Raw genomic sequence first — 15,864 nt, 5'->3', positions numbered from 1 at the left:
TTATTCTTCCTTTATTTACCGGTAATCCGGTCTTGAAAACAGTCTGCCAGCCCGATAGCCGGGCTGGCCATTACCTCAGCAGGCGAATTGGCAACCTTATTGGCAATCTTACTGGCAGGCTTCGCATTCCTCAAAGCCATCATCTCCCGGACGCAGGTAGCAAGCTTCGCCATCGGCGTCGTCCGCTGCCGCTGCGACCACTGGCGCCACCGCTGGCGCAGCTGCCGCGACTGCAGCTGCTGCTGCCGCTGCGCTGTGGGCGCTGGCCGACATGCCGCCATCGACTGCCACGGCGTTCAGGGCGCCGGTCTTGGAGGTCGATTTCTCCATGTGGGTGGCGGCGATGGTACGCAGGTAGTAGGTGGTTTTCAGGCCACGCAGCCATGCCAGCTTGTAGGTTTCGTCCAGTTTCTTGCCCGAAGCGCCAGCCATGTAGATGTTCAGCGACTGCGCCTGGTCGATCCACTTCTGGCGGCGCGACGCTGCTTCCACCAGCCAGCTCGGCGACACTTCAAAGGCGGTAGCGTAGATATCGCGCAGGTCTTGCGGGATGCGGTCGATCTTGACCAGCGAGCCGTCGAAGTATTTCAGGTCCGAGATCATGACTTCATCCCACAGGTCGCGCGCCTTCAGGTCACGTACCAGGTAGCCGTTGATTTCGGTGAATTCGCCCGACAGGTTCGATTTCACGTACAAGTTCTGGAACGTCGGCTCGATACAGGCCGAGACGCCGATAATGTTCGAGATCGTTGCCGTTGGCGCAATCGCCACGCAGTTCGAGTTGCGCATGCCGAATTTGGCGATACGCTCACGCACCGGAGTCCAGTCCATGGCCGACGAGGAATCGACTTCCAGGTAGCCGCCGCGCTCTTCAGCCAGCAATTTGACCGAATCTTGCGGCAGGATGCCACGGTCCCACAGCGAACCGGCGTAGGTTTCGTAACGGTCGCGCTCTTCAGCCAGCTCGGTCGACGCCAGGTAGGCGTAGTAGCACACCGCTTCCATCGATGTATCGGCAAACGACACGGCGTCGTTCGAGGCGAACGGGATGCGCATCATGTGCAGGCAATCCTGGAAGCCCATGATGCCCATGCCGACCGGGCGGTGGCGCATATTCGAATTGCGCGCTTTATCGACTGCGTAGTAATTGATGTCGATCACGTTGTCCAGCATGCGCATCGCGGTGCGCACGGTCTTGGCCAGCTTGACGTGATCGAGCTTGCCTTCTTTCATGTGCGCCGGCATGTTCACGGAACCGAGGTTGCAGACGGCGATTTCGTCGGCGCTGGTGTTCAGGGTGATTTCCGTGCACAGGTTCGAGCTGTGAACCACGCCAACGTGCGACTGCGGGCTGCGGATGTTGCAAGGATCCTTGAAGGTGATCCATGGATGGCCGGTTTCAAACAGCATCGACAGCATCTTGCGCCACAGGTCCAGCGCAGCAATCTTCTTGAACGAACGGATTTCGCCGGCCGCAGCCTTGGCTTCGTAGCCCAGGTAAGCCGTTTCAAAGGCCTTGCCGACTTTATCGTGCAAGTCTGGCGTTTCGCTCGGCGAGAACAGGGTCCAGTCGCCTTTTTCCATCACGCGCTTCATGAACATGTCCGGAATCCAGTTGGCCGTGTTCATGTCGTGGGTGCGGCGGCGGTCGTCGCCCGTGTTCTTGCGCAGGTCGAGGAATTCCTCGATGTCCATGTGCCAGGTTTCCAGGTAGGCGCAGACGGCGCCCTTGCGTTTACCGCCCTGGTTGACGGCCACGGCCGTGTCATTGACGACTTTCAGGAACGGCACGACGCCTTGCGACTTGCCGTTGGTGCCCTTGATGTGGGCGCCCAGGGCGCGCACTGGCGTCCAGTCGTTACCCAGACCGCCGGCGTATTTGGCCAGCAGCGCGTTATCCTTGATTGCGTCGTAGATGCCTTCCAGGTCATCGGACACGGTGCTCAGGTAGCACGACGACAGCTGCGAGCGCAGGGTGCCCGAGTTGAACAGGGTCGGCGTCGAGCTCATGAAGTCGAACGAGGACAGCAGGCTGTAGAACTCGATGGCGCGCGCTTCGCGGTCCGACTCGTTCAATGCCAGGCCCATCGCCACGCGCATATAGAAAGCCTGCGGCATTTCGATGCGCACGTCGCTGATATGCAGGAAGTAGCGGTCATACAGGGTTTGCAGGCCGATGTAGCCAAATTGCAAGTCGCGGTCCGCCACGATGGCTTTGGCCAGGCGCTCCAGGTCGAAACTGGCAAGTACCGGGTTCAGCAGTTCGGCGGTGATACCCTTGGCGATGTAAGCAGGGAAATACGTCAGGTATTCGGCGGCAGCGGCCGCTTGCGGCACTTCCTTGCCAAACACCTCTTTACGCACCGTATGCAGCAGGATGCGGGCCGTGACCTGGCTGTAGGCCGGGTCTTTTTCCATCAGCGCGCGCGCTGCCAGGATGGCCGACTTGTGCAGTTCTTCGACTGGCACGCCGTCGTACAGGTTTTTTACCGTTTCAGCCAGGATGGCGTCGGCATCGACGTGCTTTTCCAGGCCGGCACAGGCAGCGTTGATCAGGTCGCGCACTTCCTGCATGTCCAGCAAACGGCGTACGCCGTTGTCCGTGACGTTCAGTTGTGGTGCAGCAACTTGTGCGGAACCGCCTTGCGCTTCCTTCTGCAGGCGTCGCTCTTCCATGTGCTTGGCGCGGTACAGCACGTAGGCGCGCGCCACATCGTGTTCGCCCGAACGCATCAGCGACAGTTCGACCTGGTCTTGCACATCTTCAATATGGAAGGTGCCGCCGCCTGGATGACGTCGCACCAGCGCGTTCACCACGCCGTCGGTCAATTGCTCGACCAGTTCACGGATGCGCGCCGAGGCTGCGCCCTGGCCGCCGTTGACGGCCAGAAACGCCTTGGTCATCGCGATGGCGATCTTCGAAGGCTCAAATGCCACCACCGCACCATTGCGGCGGATGATGCGATAGTCGCCCAGGGCCGCGCCCGTACTCGCAACGCTATGTGCCGCGCCGGGCGCTGGCGATACTGGCGTTGGATGGATGGAAATATCTTGAGGTGATTGCATTGAAGCTCCCGTTGTCAGCTAAAGTCAGCCTGCAGTTTTGCTGCCGCGTGTGTTGTTGAATAGAAGGTCCGATGTTCCGGATGGCTTCAGATAATATTGTTACTAAAATGCAAATATGTAATGCACAAGGCCGTACAGGATTGAAACCGCCCAGACCCAATTCCGGCTGGCGTACAACACGATCAAGGGTAATAAACCGCTAGTCCCCGCATGCCAAACCGGCAATCAGGGCAGCTTTGATAATAATTCTGAAAACGTCTGTGATGGCACTACATTTAGTGAAGAGCTCTAAGTTATGTACTAATTGTAGTGCCCATCGAAAGCATTCGCAATACTTTTCAGGCACGGATCAGGCTAATTTTTTGTACTTTTCAGCACGATTTCGATTGACTTTTCAGACTACGGATGGGAAGCCCAGCGCCCGCGTAGTAAGCACTAACGCAGGCTGCCCGCGCAAGGCCAGCTGCCAGCTTTGCTGGTACGCATCCCAGTCAAAAAACGGCCCCGGATCGGTCTTTCTTCCCGCTGCGATATGTTCATGGCCACGCACCTGGGCCAGCGGGTAGCGCCGGGCCAGCGCCGCCGTCAGCGCCAGCAGGACGCGGTATTGCTCAGGCTGGAAGGGCTGGAAGTCAGAGCCTTCCATTTCGATACCGATGGAATAGGCATTGCACTGCGGGCGTCCCTCAAACGTGGACGTGCCGGCATGCCATGCGCGTTGATCAGTCGAAACATATTGCACCAGCGCACCATCGCGCCGCACAAAAAAGTGCGCCGATACCTGCAAACCACACAGGTCAGCGAAAGAAGGATCGGCATTATAATCCAAGCGGCCGGTAAACAAGTCCGACACATGCGGTCCGCCAAAATGGCCGGCCGGCAAACTGATGTTATGGATCACCAGCAAGTCGATTTCCACGCCCTCAGGGCGCGCATCGCAATAAGGCGAGTCATAACGTACGGCGCCGTCGCACCAGCCGTCCTCATCTATCTTCCATGCCTGCATCGGGTTCACGACTCCTGTAAATTCAATTTTTGCATCTTGTAGCGCAACTGGCGCACGCTGATGCCCAGTTGCTGCGCCGCCCGCGCGCGGTGATAACGGCTTTGCCGCAGCGCCAGCAGAATCATCTCGCGCTCGGCCTGGCATAAATACTGGGCCAGCGGCACCACCGGCGCCTCCGATTTCCCCATGCCGGGCAAGCACAGTTGCCGCTCCAGCGCCACCGGTTTTAAAGGCAGCACGGCCGCCGGCGACGGCAAGCCCAGGCCATCAGGCGTAATGACGCCACCATCGGCAAAGGCCAGCGCCCGTTCCAGCAGGTTTTCCAGTTCGCGCACATTGCCGGGAAAACCATGGCGAGCCAGCAGCGCCAGCACGCCGGGCGCCAGCATCACGGCGAGCCGCGGCGCCAGGCGCAGCAGTATCGTACGACATAATACCTCCAGATCGCCCAGCCGTTCACGCAGCGCCGGCACGGCCAGTTCGATCACATTGAGCCGGTAATACAAGTCCTGACGAAACGTGCCGGCGGCCACGCCGCGCGCCAATCCCTGCTGGCTGGCGCACAATATGCGCACATCGACCGCCTCGTCGCTACTGCCACCGAGCTTGCAGACGCGGCGTTCTTGCAAGACACGCAAGAGCTTGACTTGCATGGCCAGCGGCAAGTCGTCCACTTCATCGAGCAGCAGGCTGCCGCCATCGGCCGCCTGGAACAAACCCTGGCGTTCATGCAGCGCACCCGTGTAGGCGCCGGCGCGGCAGCCAAAGAATTCCACCTCCATCAGCGCTTCCGGGATCGCGCCGCAATTGACGGCGACAAACGGCCCGCCGGCGCGCGCGCCTTGTGCATGGATGGCGCGCGCCGCCAATTCCTTGCCGCTGCCCGATTCGCCACGGATGGCCACCGGTGCGGTGCAACGGGCGATACGGCTGATTTGTGCGCGCAACGCCTGCATGGAGGCAGAATCTCCACACAGCTGCGGCGGCGCGGCATGCTCGCCGGCGACCAGGATATGGGGCTTGGACATGGCTAGCCTTTCTGCGAAAACGAGTGTGACTCGCTGTCGACAGATGCTACGCCTGCTGCGTGGAAGGGAACGTTACGGTACGGATGAGCAATGAAGAATGGCGCAACGCAGCCGGCTTAGATGGTGGCGTGGGCGTGGCTGCAATAATCGTGACCCTTGGCGGGCACGTTTTCGGAAGCCGGATAATATACGCCGCAATGGGCGCAGCACAGCATCTGCTCGGCGTCGGGTAATTCCTCGACGCGGCGGTTTGCTTGCGCAAACGGATGGGGCGGCTGTTGCTGCTGTTGCGAGCGTGCGCGCTGCTGCAAGCCGCGGATCTTGCTGCGGATCGCAAACAGCACCAGGAACGCCAGCGCCAGCCAAAATAAAAATCGTGTCATGCAAATCCTCGGTGTAAAACCACTTCCAGTACAAAACGGCTGCCGACGTAGGCCAGCAGCAAGGTGGCGAAACCAGCCAGGGTAAAACTCAGGGCTGTCTTGCCGCGCCAGCCACGCAAACGGCGTCCGGCCAGCAGCGCAGCGAACAGCAGCCACGACATCATGGTAAACACCGACTTGTGATCCCAGCTCAAGACGGTGCCAAATAACTGCTCGGAAAAGACGATGCCCGACAAAACGGTCAGGCTCAGCAAGACAAAGCCCAGGCCTATCATGCGAAACAACATCTTTTCCATCGTCAGCAAGGCAGGCAGCTGATCGAGCGCGCTGGAAAAGAACCCCCGGCGCTCGCTGCGCGTATGCAGGCGCGACTCTTGCAAAGCCATCAGCACGGCGTGAAAGGCAGCAATCGTCAAGGTGCTGTAAGCCAGTACGGCGATGGCGATATGCCAGCCGAACACGGCCGACTTGCCTTCCATGCTGACCTGGCTGCCAGGAAAGACCCACGCCAGCAGCACGGCGACGACAGCGCTCGGCATCACCAGGCGGCGCAAGCCATCGAGGCTGAAATTGCGGTTCTCTACCCAGTAAGCGCCCACTGACACCCATAGCGCGGCCGACAGCATGGCGGAAAAACCGAAGCGCAAGGTGCCTGGCGCCATCAAGTCCAACCACAGCGTATAGCCATGCGCCAGCCAGGCGACCCCCGTCAGCGCGGCAATCAGCCGTCCCCGCGACGAAGGAAGCACGGCGCACACCGCATAAAGAACTGCGGCGAGGAGAAAGAAATAAGTCTGCATGTTTTAAGTTTACACCATAGCCGGCAAGCGCGATTCAGGACAGGATAAAGCGGCATGGCAGGCGGGCAAGGGCAACGCCAGCCAGCATGCGCAGATAGGCTGCCATGATATCGTGCCTGAGAGCGGACGGGGTGGCCCGCCCTCAAGAATTACACAATCTTTCATGATGACTATATAGATAGCTGACAAGTGCGCGCATCGACAAATACGCCAATTGCCGTTAGTCTGGCACCATCACCGTCTTTGATTGTTTTGCCATGGCCACATCGAGCTCTCCCCCACCGTCCAGCCTGGACGATAAACTGTGTTTTCAGCTGTATGCCACCTCGCTGAAAATGACCCAGTTATACAAGCCGATGCTGAGCGCGCTCAAGTTGACCTATCCGCAATACCTGGTGATGCTGGTGCTGTGGGAACAGGAAGGCCTGGGCATCAAGGACCTGGCCGCCCGTCTGCAGCAAGATTCCGGCTCCATCACGCCGCTGGTCAAGCGCCTGGAAGCGGAAGGTTATCTGCTGCGCAACCGCGACCCGCGCGACGAGCGCAACCGCGTGCTGACCTTGACGGAAGCGGGCCGCCAGCTGCGCAGTGCCTGCGCCAGCATCGATCCCACCATCGCCGCCAATTGCAGCAGCATCGCCGGAGAATTCACGGTCATGATGGAAGGCTTGCGCAAACTCAATACCCAACTGGGCAAGCAGGTGGATAACTAAGCCCGATCGTGCCGCAGACATCTGCGGCGTAAAAATATATTGCACGCTAATGATTAGTGCGCTATTGTTCCCTGCATGCGCTGCCGGTTTCCATGTTTTACATGGAAATTATTTAGCGCGCTAATTAATTACCTCTATCCAACAACACAGGAGTCACACCATGCCGCACAGCACACTCAAATCCGCCCTGCTCGCTTCCGCCATCCTCTCTGCCGCCGCTCTCGCACCAGCCCAGGCTGCCAGCACGGCGCCGGTGGAAGACACCACCGTGGTACTGGTGCACGGCGCGTTTGCCGACGGTTCCAGCTGGGACAAAGTCATCCCCTTGCTGCAGGCCAAAGGCTTGAAAGTGGTGGCCGTGCAAAATCCGCTCACCTCGCTGGCCGACGATGTGGCCGCCGCGCAGCGCGTGATCGACGCCCAGACGGGCCGCGTGATCCTGGTCGGCCACTCCTGGGGCGGCACCGTGATCACGCAAGCGGGCACCAGCGACAAGGTCAAGGCGCTGGTATATGTAGCGGCGTTCGCGCCGTCCGAAGGCGAAGCGTCGGGCGACCTGGGCAAGGATTACCCGACGCCGCCGGGCAGCGCGACCCTGAAAGCCGATGCATCCGGCTTCCTGTATCTGCCCGAAGAATCGCTGCGCCTCAATTTCGCCCAGGACTTGCCGGCCGCGACCACCCGCTTGATGGCCGTCACGCAAGGTCCTATCCAGGCCAAGGCCTTTGCCGACAAGACCACGGTTGCCGCCTGGAAAAACAAACCGAACTATTACATCGTCTCCGCCAAGGACCGCATGATCGCGCCGGAACTGGAACAGGCGTTTGCCAAGAAGTTGCATGCCGTCACCACCGTCTTGCAAACCAGCCATGTGCCTATGCTGTCGCAGCCGAAACAGGTAGCCGAAGTCATTCTGGCGGCCGCCGCAAAACGTTAAGATTACTGCCGGCATAAAAAAACCTCCGCGCCAGTGATGGCGCGGAGGTTGCATCGTCAACAACTTATTTGACGTTCAAACTCTTCTTGGCCTGATCCAGCAAATCGGTTTTCACCCAATCCTTGGCCACCGGCGGTTTGCTCATGCGGCCCACGCCTGTTTTCACCATCACGTCGGTGGTGATCTGGATATGTTCGGGCGTGATGTCATAGGAATACGGCGAATTGCTGATGGCGTCATCGAAGTCTTGCTTGGTGATCTGGCCACGGAACACCACTTCGCGCACATATTTTTCCGCCGTAGCCTGGTTATCGATAAAGGCCTTGGTGGCTTCGACGAAACAGCGCATGAATTTCTCGGCCACCGGACGGCGTTCCTTGTAGAACTTTTCCGTCATCACCATGGTGCGCACGGGCTCGCCGATCGGCGTGTCATACGGCTTCAGGATTTCCACGCCGAAACCTTTGTTGATCGCCTGCGACGATTGCGGTTCCGACTGCATCATGGCGTCGATATTCTTGCCCATCAGCGCCTGGTTCAAATCCGCATAAGCGAGGAACACCAGTTGCACATCCTGGCCCTTTTTCTCGGAAAACGTCAAGCCACTCTGCGCCAGCTCGGCCAGCAACAGCACTTCCTGGATGCCGCCGCGCGTCACGCCCACGCGCTTGCCCTTCAAGTCTTGCACGCTGGCGATCTTTTGCCCCGCACCCGCCACCAGGCGCGCGCCGCCCTTGGCGAAACCGGCCACCACATAAATCGGTGCGCCACCGGCACGGCCGGAAATGGCCGCCTCGGACGCCGTCGCGCCCACGTCCAGTTCGCCCGCAATAATCGCCTGCATCACATCGAGGCCCTTGGCAAACACGTGCTCTTCGACCTTGATGCCGCACTTGGGCGCGATTTCCTTGATATACGACACGGCGCCGTAATGGGCGAATTTCAAGTTACCCAGGCGCACAACATCTTGCGCCTGGGCGCTGCCCAGGCCAAACGCCAGCAATACTGCTGCGGCAATACCGGTCTTCACGGACATGTTTCTGTGCATCGATTTCTCCTGTAGTGGTTGAGGTGTGCCAGCAAGCGCATGGCAACGAAACACTGTTTTTTTATTATGCAGAGATAGTACCGCGTGTTGAGTCAGGAGCAACCTTTTTCTAGCATAAACATGTTTTTCAGCATTACTGCCCCGCCAGCGCCACCACCGGATCGAGTCCCGACGCCTTGCGCGCCGGCATGTAGCCAAACACCAGGCCCGTTACCACGGCGCAGCCGAAAGCGCCGCCGATGGCGCTCAGTGAAAAGATCACCGGCACTTCCCATACCAGCAGCAAGCCGGCAAAGGTGATGCCGACAAGGATGCCCGCCACGCCGCCCACCACCGACACCAGCACCGCTTCGGTGAGGAACTGGCGCAAGATGTCGCGCCGGCGCGCGCCGGTCGCCATGCGGATGCCGATTTCTCGCGTGCGCTCGCGCACCGTCATCAGCATCACATTCATCACGCCGATGCCGCCCACCACCAGCGACACGGCAGCGATCAGGCTGAGCATCATGGTCATATTGTCTTGCGTGCGCGCTTCGGCGGCAATCGAGGCGGCCGCATTGCTGATGCCATAGTCGCGGATGCGGTGGCGCTCGAACATGGTCTCGTCGACGGTTTTCTCGGTTTGCGCGATGCGCTTCACATCGTCGGCCGCCAGCACGATATAGGTCGGCTCGCGCTGGCCGAAAACGCGAATGCCGGCCGTGGAAAACGGCAGCAGCAAGACATTGTCTTCATCCTTGTCGCCCGTCAGCGCGCCCTTCTCGCTCATCACGCCGATCACCTGGAATGGCACATTGCCGATCAAAATGGTCTCGCCCACCGGATTCGGTATGTCGGGCATCAGCTTGTGCGCCAGCCGCCAGCCCAGCACGGCGACGGTGGCCATTTCACGCTCATCCTGCTCGGTGAAGAAGCCGCCATAGGCGACCGGCCAGGTCTGGATCTGCGGCAGCGCCGCGCCCGTGCCCCGCACATAGGTTTGCACATCGAGGTTGCCATGCCGTATCACCTTGTTGCCGGTGACATTCGGCAGCACGTGGGCGATGCCCGGCACCTCGGCCAGCGCTTCCAGGTCGGCCAGGGTGATGCTGCGCCCCGGGATGCGCGAGCTTTCGCCTATCGACGACATATACAAGAGGTTGGAGCCGAAAGCGCCCAGCTGCGCCATCACTTGCTGGCGCGTGCCCAGGCCGATGGCCAGCATCACGATCACCGACGCCACGCCGATGATGATACCGAGTAAAGTCAGGCCCGTGCGGAAGCGGTTGATCCACATTACTCGCCAGGCGGCGCGCGCCGCATCGAGCAATTCCGTGATCAGGGAAGCACCGGTGTCATGCGCGGCGCCCGACATATCGAGCGGCGGCAGCGCGGCCGAGGTGGCGGGAATGGCCACGGCGCCCGAATCTTCGATGATTTCGCCATCGCGTATCTCGATCACCCGGCGCGCCTGGGCCGCTACCTTGCGGTCATGGGTAATCAGGATGACGGTGTGGCCCGCGTCCGCCAATTCACCCAGCAAGGCCATGACTTCGGCGCCGCTGCTGCTGTCCAGCGCCCCGGTCGGTTCATCGGCCAGGATGATGCGCCCGCCATTCATCAGCGCGCGCGCAATCGACACGCGCTGCTGCTGGCCGCCCGATAATTGATTCGGGCGGTGGTCCAGCCGCTCGCCCAGGCCCAGGCGTTTCAGCAGTGCTTCCGAGCGGGCGTGGCGCTCGGCGGCCGGCATGCCCGCGTACAAGGCTGGCACTTCCACGTTTTCGCGCGCCGATTCGGTGGCGATCAAGTGATAACCCTGGAACACGAAGCCGAACGCCTCGCGCCGCAGCCACGCCAGTTCGTCAGGGTTCAAACTGGCCACGTCCTGGCCGGCAAAGTGATAACTACCGTCGCTGGGCCGGTCCAGGCACCCAAGCAAATGCATCAGGGTCGACTTGCCGGAACCGGAAGCGCCCACGATGGCGACGAATTCGCCAGCGCCTATCGACAAGCTGACGCCGCGCAGCACTTCCACGGCCGGTGCGCCATCGTGGCCGCCGTAACGCTTGCGTATGCCTTGCAGTGCGATCAGGGGCTGGTTTTTATCAGCGTCACTCATCGCGCTCATAGCTGGAACCTGCTGGCGCCGTTACCGGCTGGCTGCTCTCCCGTGACCAGCAATTCGCCCTCGCGCAAGCCGTCCAGCACTTCCGCGTTCAGGCGGTTGCGCACGCCCACTGTCACGGTGCGCGTATCGACCTTGCCGTCAAGACCCTGCACGCGGGCCGTAAATTCACCGGCCTTCGCGCCTTCCTGGCTGGAAGGTTTCAAGGCTGGCAAGGGGACGGCCAGCACATTCTTGGCCGATGCCGTGACAAACACCACTTGCGCCGTCATTTGCGGCATCAGCTCGCCGTCTGCGTTATCGACGTCAAACAGCACGGTGTATAAAATCACCTTGCTGGACGATGGCGCCAGCGCCGTGCCGCTGCTGCTACCGCCCGGCACCGGTGGCGCCGGCAGCACTTGCCGCACCTTGCCGCTCCAGCGCCGCTGGTCGCCGCCCAGGGTAGTGAAATACACCGGCATCTCCGGGCGTACCTTGCGCACGTCCGCTTCCGACACTTCCGTCCACACCGTCATGGCCGACAGGTCGGCGATGCGCAGGATGTTCGGCGTCTGGTAAGTCGCATTCAGGGTTTGGCCTTCTTTTGCATCGAGGCCCACCACCTTGCCCGCCATCGGCGCGTAGATGCGCGTGTAGCCCAGGCGCGCTTCATCGGCCTTCAGGCTGGCCTGGGTCTGGTCTATCTGCGCCTTCAAATGATCGATCTTGGCGGCCGCCGAGGCCAGGGTGGCTTCGGCCGTTTCCACGTCGGCCAGCGGGGTGGAATCAAACTTGGCCATCTGCTGCTGGCGCCCATGCTGCTGGCCTGCCAGGCGGTGCTGCGCCTGCTGGTCGGCCAGCTGCGCGCGCAGGCCTGCCAGGGCGGCGCGGCCTGCGTCGACCGTGGCTTGCTGCACGCTGGGGTCGATCTCGGCCAGCAACTGGCCTTTTTCCACACTGCTGCCGGGCTGCACATGCAGGCGCGTGATCTGGCCCGACACTTGTGCCCCCACGTCGACATAGGTTTGCGGCTGCAGGGTGCCGATGGCCGTGACGCTGGCCTCGATATTGCCGCGCTTGACTGCTGCCGTGTCAAACACGGTTTTCGGCGCGCGCGTGGCCCAGACAGCGCCGGCGCCGAACAGCGCCAGCAAAACAACGCCACCGATAATGCGCGCGCGGCGCCTGGGTATGCGGGCGGCCATCAGGAAGCCGCCTTGTGTAGAGTCAAAAATGGTGTCGCCAGGCGTGAAAAAAACATCTATCTATCCTTGAGGTAGCAAGCAAAAATTATTGCAGGAAGGTCAGCAGCCCTGCCAGCGCGGCGACGGCTGCCAGCAGGGAACTACGCAACAACAGCCTGGGTGCGTACGGCAGCAGCAAGGCCACCAGCAGCGCACCAGCCGAAATAAAACCGAGCCAGGCGACAAAGCCGACGGTGGCGCTCCAGCCAGCCACGCAGGGCCAGATGGCCAGCGCCAGCAAGACCGCCCCCGCCATTTGCAGCGCGCGCCGCACGTTCACGGCTGCATCGCGGCCCCAGACCTGGCCGTGGTGGCGGTCCATCGCCAGGCTCAGGCTGGCCATGCCCGCATATGACAGGCCCAGTGCACACAAAATCACGTTCATTTTCAATGTCCTTCCATCGTCGTTTGCAGGCTGGCCGGCGCGCTGCGGTTTTCCCTGGCGGCTTTCTTGAGCGGCTGTTCCTTGCGCTTGTGGACTTTCCAGGCGCCCCAGGCGGCCAGCAAGCCAAAAGCTACGCTGCACAATTCCACGCCAGCGCTTTCCCAGTCGCCGCGCGTGATCTGCGCCACCAGGTTGTCGCCCGTGCTCAGCACATTCAAGACGGGCAGCAGCACGCACAGCACGGCCAGCAGCGCCAGCTGTTCGATCCAGCCACGTTTTTCCGGACGCAGGCAGGCGTGCACCAGCATCAAAAACCAGAGACCAAAGAAGGCCCGCACTTCCCAGCCTGCGCGGTGTTCGATGCCGACCGGGATCAAGCGGTTGGCCCATAAATAGCCGATGCAGGCCACGGCCAGGCCGGCAATCGCGGCCACGTTCAGGCATTCGATCATGCGGTACACGCGTTCGGTGGCGCTGCCGAATTCGCCGCCGGCGCGCTGGCGGCGCTTGACCATGAACAAAATGGCGCCCGTGCCCATCATGGCCGTGCCGGCCAGGCCGCAAAAGAAGTACAGCCAGCGCATGGGCGTGCCGCCAAAGGCCGCCATGTGCAGGTTGGACATCACGATGCGCGTCAGGCCGGCAGGGCCCGAATCGGCCTTGCCCGGCTGGCGCACGGCGATCTGTTCACCCGTGGCCAGCGCGTAGCAAGCCATGCCCGTATTGGCGCTGATGCGTTGAAGCTTGTCGGACTCCTCATTCCAGCCATACATGCACACGCGCATGGAGGCGTCGTTCGGGTTGTCCAGCACCACGGCGCGGATTTCCTGATGGATGGTCTGCTCGGCGCGCAGCGCGTACTGTTCCAGATCCGGTATCGCCATCGGCTGCCCTATGCGGGCGGGCTTACCCACGTCATTCCAGTCGCTGAGAAATGCCTTTTTGCCGTTTTCCATGCCGTATTGGGCCACCACGGGCGCCGGCACGTAGTCATCGCTGAAAAATGCAATGCCCGTATAGGCGATCATGAACTGGAACGGCAAGGTCAATACGGCCACCGCGTTGTGCGCATCGAGCCAGGAACGCTGGCCCTTGGCCGGGCGGAAGGTAAAGAAATCCTTGAAGATACGCTTGTGCGTGATCACGCCGCTGACCAGCGCCACCAGCATGATCATGGTGGTGATACCGACGATCCACACGCCGATGCGGCCCGCATGCAGTTCATAATGGAAATCGACGAAATGATGGCCGCCGATGGTGTCGCGCTGGTTTGCGTCAGGCGCATGTTCGACCAGCGCCCCTGTCAGCGGATTGAGCTCGGCCGAACCATAACCGCCGCTGGGCTGGAACCAGTAGGCGGACAAACCCTGGCCTGGGCGCTGCACCGGCCAGATTTCCCACATATCGGCCTTGGGATGCTCTTTTTCCATGAAGTCCAGCGCCAGCGCCAAACGGTTGGCGCGGTCCGTGACCTTGGGCGGCGGCGTATCGTTCGCATGCGCCGCTTCTTCCAGTGCATGTTCCGGCGTCATCCAGTGGCCGATGGGATCATCGAAGACGGCCAGGGTGCCGGTCAGGAAGATGGCGAACAGCAGCCAGGAAATCCACAGGCCGCACCAGGTATGCAGCCAGGCCATGGCTTGCCGCAAGCCTCCTTGCTGTGGTGTTTTTGCCACTTTTTCCAGCGTCGTGCTCATGCGCCACCCCGCGACAGCAGCAGGCCCAGGCCGCCGCAGACGATGGCCGGCAGCAGCATGCCCATCCAGACGCGGCGCAGGTCGTGCACGGCAAACACCCAGATCACCGCGCAGGTATACACCACGAAGGCGCTCAGGGTGGCCGTCAGCACGGCTTCGGCGCGCGACATGGGCAACACGGCGGCCAGCAGCACGGCCACGCCGGAAGTAAGCGCGTAGCCACCGAAAATGGCGGCCAGCACGCGCGACAACAACAGCATAGGGGCGGATTTCATCACCACGGCGCCCCCGTCCTTGGTCCCCGGCGGCAAAGCTTGTACGTCAGATGCATCACACTGCGTCCTTCCATCAAAATGTTTATGGCGGCGCTGCGGGTCCGTATAAACGGACTGCGCGCACCAGTTATGAAAAATACGTCTCTCAACTACAGGTGCCGCGAGAATGAAAAACGGGCAGCCGAAATGAAAAATATTTTTTGAAGGGACTACTGAACTGCTTCCAGCGTGACCCAGTAGCGGGTCCGGCTGCGCACCTGCACCGGCAGGGAATTGGGCAGCATGTTCAGGATGCGCTGCGTATCGGCCAGCGGGAAGACGCCCGACAGGCGCAGCTGGGCCACCTCGGGCGCGCAATGCAGGATGCCTGGCCGGTAGCGCGACAGTTCGGCGATAAATTCACCGAGGGTCACGTCGTCGACGATCATTTGCCCGCGCGACCAGGCGTCGGCATAGGCGTCCAGCGCGTGCGGCGCATCCGCGTGCACGCGCGAAAAACTCACGCTGCGCCCGGCAGCCAGCTGCAATGGCGCACCAGCGCTGTCGTGCGGACGGACCTCGACGGCGCTTTCAAACACGTCCACCGTGCTTTTTCCTGCATCCTGGCGCACCGAAAAACGCGTGCCCAGCGCGCGCACCAGGCCTTCGCGCGTGGCCACCACCAGCGGCGCGTTGCTGCCAGCGCCATGACCGCTGACGACCAGAATCTCGCCGGCCAGCAGTTCGATCAGGCGGCGCTGGCCATCAAACCGCACATTCATGGCCGAACCGGTATTGAGCGTCACCACGCTGCCGTCATGCAGCGCCACCTCGCGCTGCTCGCCGGTGGCCGTGCGGTAATCGGCGCGCAAACTGCGTGCACCCTGCCAGGCATCGGTCTGCGCAGCCAGCAAACCGGTGCCGCCCACCACACCCAGCCAGAGCAGCAACTGGCGCCGCTTGCGATTGGCTGGCGCACCTGTGCTGGACAGCGCCTGCGCGGCCGCGCCACGGTGCAAGCCGTGCAAGCGCTGCGTGACGGCTTCGATATGCTGCCAGGCCCGTTCATGCTCAGGATCCAGCGCGCGCCAGCGCTGCCAGGCCGCGCGCTCCTGCTCGCCCGCTTCGTCCGACATCAGCAGCGTCAGCCATTCGGCCGCCTGCTCTTCCACGGCCTCGCTGATCGCTGCCCGCGATACGGGTTCACACAGCAT

The 15,864-nt window shown here is 61.5% G+C and carries 14 protein-coding genes; 2 read left to right on the top strand and 12 right to left on the bottom strand.

Going from position 1 to position 15,864, the window contains the following annotated elements; all coding sequences use genetic code 11:
* Positions 1-108: 108 nt before the first annotated feature.
* The 5 genes from HDE72_RS10225 to HDE72_RS10205 form a co-directional block, all read right to left on the bottom strand.
* On the bottom strand, positions 109-3,066 hold the full coding sequence (locus HDE72_RS10225; RefSeq protein WP_183739925.1) for a ribonucleoside-diphosphate reductase subunit alpha: 2,958 nt from the start codon (positions 3,064-3,066) through the stop codon (positions 109-111).
* A gap of 394 nt (positions 3,067-3,460) precedes the next feature.
* Positions 3,461-4,072 (bottom strand): 1,6-anhydro-N-acetylmuramyl-L-alanine amidase AmpD, encoded by a 612-nt coding sequence (ampD, locus tag HDE72_RS10220; protein ID WP_183739922.1) that lies wholly within the window; start codon positions 4,070-4,072, stop codon positions 3,461-3,463.
* Positions 4,073-4,077: 5 nt separating this feature from the next.
* Positions 4,078-5,100: a sigma-54 interaction domain-containing protein gene (locus HDE72_RS10215; RefSeq protein WP_183739919.1), complete on the bottom strand. Its 1,023-nt coding sequence runs from the start codon at positions 5,098-5,100 to the stop codon at positions 4,078-4,080.
* 116 nt (positions 5,101-5,216) lie between these two features.
* Positions 5,217-5,483, bottom strand: coding sequence for a PP0621 family protein (locus HDE72_RS10210; protein ID WP_183739916.1), 267 nt, complete (start codon positions 5,481-5,483; stop codon positions 5,217-5,219).
* Complete coding sequence (locus HDE72_RS10205; RefSeq protein WP_183739913.1) at positions 5,480-6,283, bottom strand: cytochrome C assembly family protein; 804 nt, start codon at positions 6,281-6,283, stop codon at positions 5,480-5,482. The genes HDE72_RS10210 and HDE72_RS10205 overlap by 4 nt, the downstream gene beginning before the upstream one ends.
* A gap of 257 nt (positions 6,284-6,540) precedes the next feature.
* Here HDE72_RS10205 and HDE72_RS10200 point away from each other — a divergent pair, with 257 nt between their 5' ends.
* Positions 6,541-6,996 carry a MarR family winged helix-turn-helix transcriptional regulator gene (locus HDE72_RS10200; protein WP_183739899.1) on the top strand — a complete coding sequence of 152 codons (456 nt, stop codon included), beginning with the start codon at positions 6,541-6,543 and terminating at the stop codon, positions 6,994-6,996.
* Positions 6,997-7,156: 160 nt separating this feature from the next.
* Positions 7,157-7,933: an alpha/beta fold hydrolase gene (locus tag HDE72_RS10195; protein WP_183739896.1), complete on the top strand. Its 777-nt coding sequence runs from the start codon at positions 7,157-7,159 to the stop codon at positions 7,931-7,933.
* A gap of 64 nt (positions 7,934-7,997) precedes the next feature.
* Here the strand turns inward: HDE72_RS10195 and HDE72_RS10190 are convergent, their stop codons facing one another.
* The 7 genes from HDE72_RS10190 to HDE72_RS10160 form a co-directional block, all read right to left on the bottom strand.
* On the bottom strand, positions 7,998-8,969 hold the full coding sequence (locus HDE72_RS10190) for an ABC transporter substrate-binding protein (RefSeq protein ID WP_260176613.1): 972 nt from the start codon (positions 8,967-8,969) through the stop codon (positions 7,998-8,000).
* A 145-nt stretch (positions 8,970-9,114) separates the two neighbouring features.
* The gene (locus HDE72_RS10185) at positions 9,115-11,082 is read right to left on the bottom strand and encodes a MacB family efflux pump subunit (protein ID WP_183739891.1); all 1,968 of its coding nucleotides are present in this window, start codon (positions 11,080-11,082) and stop codon (positions 9,115-9,117) included.
* Between the two features lie 5 nt (positions 11,083-11,087).
* Positions 11,088-12,275, bottom strand: a complete 1,188-nt coding sequence (locus tag HDE72_RS10180) for an efflux RND transporter periplasmic adaptor subunit (protein ID WP_183739888.1) — start codon at positions 12,273-12,275, stop codon at positions 11,088-11,090.
* A gap of 85 nt (positions 12,276-12,360) precedes the next feature.
* Positions 12,361-12,699 carry a DUF3325 domain-containing protein gene (locus HDE72_RS10175; RefSeq protein WP_183739885.1) on the bottom strand — a complete coding sequence of 113 codons (339 nt, stop codon included), beginning with the start codon at positions 12,697-12,699 and terminating at the stop codon, positions 12,361-12,363.
* Between the two features lie 2 nt (positions 12,700-12,701).
* Positions 12,702-14,396, bottom strand: a complete 1,695-nt coding sequence (locus HDE72_RS10170) for a PepSY-associated TM helix domain-containing protein (RefSeq protein WP_260176600.1) — start codon at positions 14,394-14,396, stop codon at positions 12,702-12,704.
* On the bottom strand, positions 14,393-14,671 hold the full coding sequence (locus HDE72_RS10165) for a hypothetical protein (protein WP_183739882.1): 279 nt from the start codon (positions 14,669-14,671) through the stop codon (positions 14,393-14,395). Before HDE72_RS10165 ends, HDE72_RS10170 begins: the two co-directional genes overlap by 4 nt.
* Before the next feature lie 209 nt (positions 14,672-14,880).
* The gene (locus HDE72_RS10160) at positions 14,881-15,864 is read right to left on the bottom strand and encodes a FecR domain-containing protein (protein WP_183739879.1); all 984 of its coding nucleotides are present in this window, start codon (positions 15,862-15,864) and stop codon (positions 14,881-14,883) included.

It is taken from the genome of Janthinobacterium saanense, assembly GCF_014200675.1.
In the GTDB taxonomy this organism is placed as follows: Bacteria; Pseudomonadota; Gammaproteobacteria; order Burkholderiales; family Burkholderiaceae_D; genus Janthinobacterium.
This window is presented reverse-complemented; position numbering and strand designations above follow the sequence as displayed.

What these genes read in the sequence shown, in the direction of transcription:
- HDE72_RS10200 (WP_183739899.1), top strand. Translation starts at nt 6,541, where the DNA reads ATGGCCACATCGAGCTCTCCCCCACCGTCCAGCCTGGACGATAAACTG.
- HDE72_RS10160 (WP_183739879.1), bottom strand. Translation starts at nt 15,864, where the DNA reads ATGCTGTGTGAACCCGTATCGCGGGCAGCGATCAGCGAGGCCGTGGAA.
- HDE72_RS10215 (WP_183739919.1), bottom strand. Translation starts at nt 5,100, where the DNA reads ATGTCCAAGCCCCATATCCTGGTCGCCGGCGAGCATGCCGCGCCGCCG.
- HDE72_RS10190 (WP_260176613.1), bottom strand. Translation starts at nt 8,969, where the DNA reads ATGTCCGTGAAGACCGGTATTGCCGCAGCAGTATTGCTGGCGTTTGGC.
- HDE72_RS10175 (WP_183739885.1), bottom strand. Translation starts at nt 12,699, where the DNA reads ATGAACGTGATTTTGTGTGCACTGGGCCTGTCATATGCGGGCATGGCC.
- HDE72_RS10180 (WP_183739888.1), bottom strand. Translation starts at nt 12,275, where the DNA reads ATGGCCGCCCGCATACCCAGGCGCCGCGCGCGCATTATCGGTGGCGTT.
- ampD (WP_183739922.1), bottom strand. Translation starts at nt 4,072, where the DNA reads ATGCAGGCATGGAAGATAGATGAGGACGGCTGGTGCGACGGCGCCGTA.
- HDE72_RS10185 (WP_183739891.1), bottom strand. Translation starts at nt 11,082, where the DNA reads ATGAGTGACGCTGATAAAAACCAGCCCCTGATCGCACTGCAAGGCATA.
- HDE72_RS10225 (WP_183739925.1), bottom strand. Translation starts at nt 3,066, where the DNA reads ATGCAATCACCTCAAGATATTTCCATCCATCCAACGCCAGTATCGCCA.
- HDE72_RS10195 (WP_183739896.1), top strand. Translation starts at nt 7,157, where the DNA reads ATGCCGCACAGCACACTCAAATCCGCCCTGCTCGCTTCCGCCATCCTC.
- HDE72_RS10165 (WP_183739882.1), bottom strand. Translation starts at nt 14,671, where the DNA reads ATGAAATCCGCCCCTATGCTGTTGTTGTCGCGCGTGCTGGCCGCCATT.
- HDE72_RS10205 (WP_183739913.1), bottom strand. Translation starts at nt 6,283, where the DNA reads ATGCAGACTTATTTCTTTCTCCTCGCCGCAGTTCTTTATGCGGTGTGC.
- HDE72_RS10170 (WP_260176600.1), bottom strand. Translation starts at nt 14,396, where the DNA reads ATGAGCACGACGCTGGAAAAAGTGGCAAAAACACCACAGCAAGGAGGC.
- HDE72_RS10210 (WP_183739916.1), bottom strand. Translation starts at nt 5,483, where the DNA reads ATGACACGATTTTTATTTTGGCTGGCGCTGGCGTTCCTGGTGCTGTTT.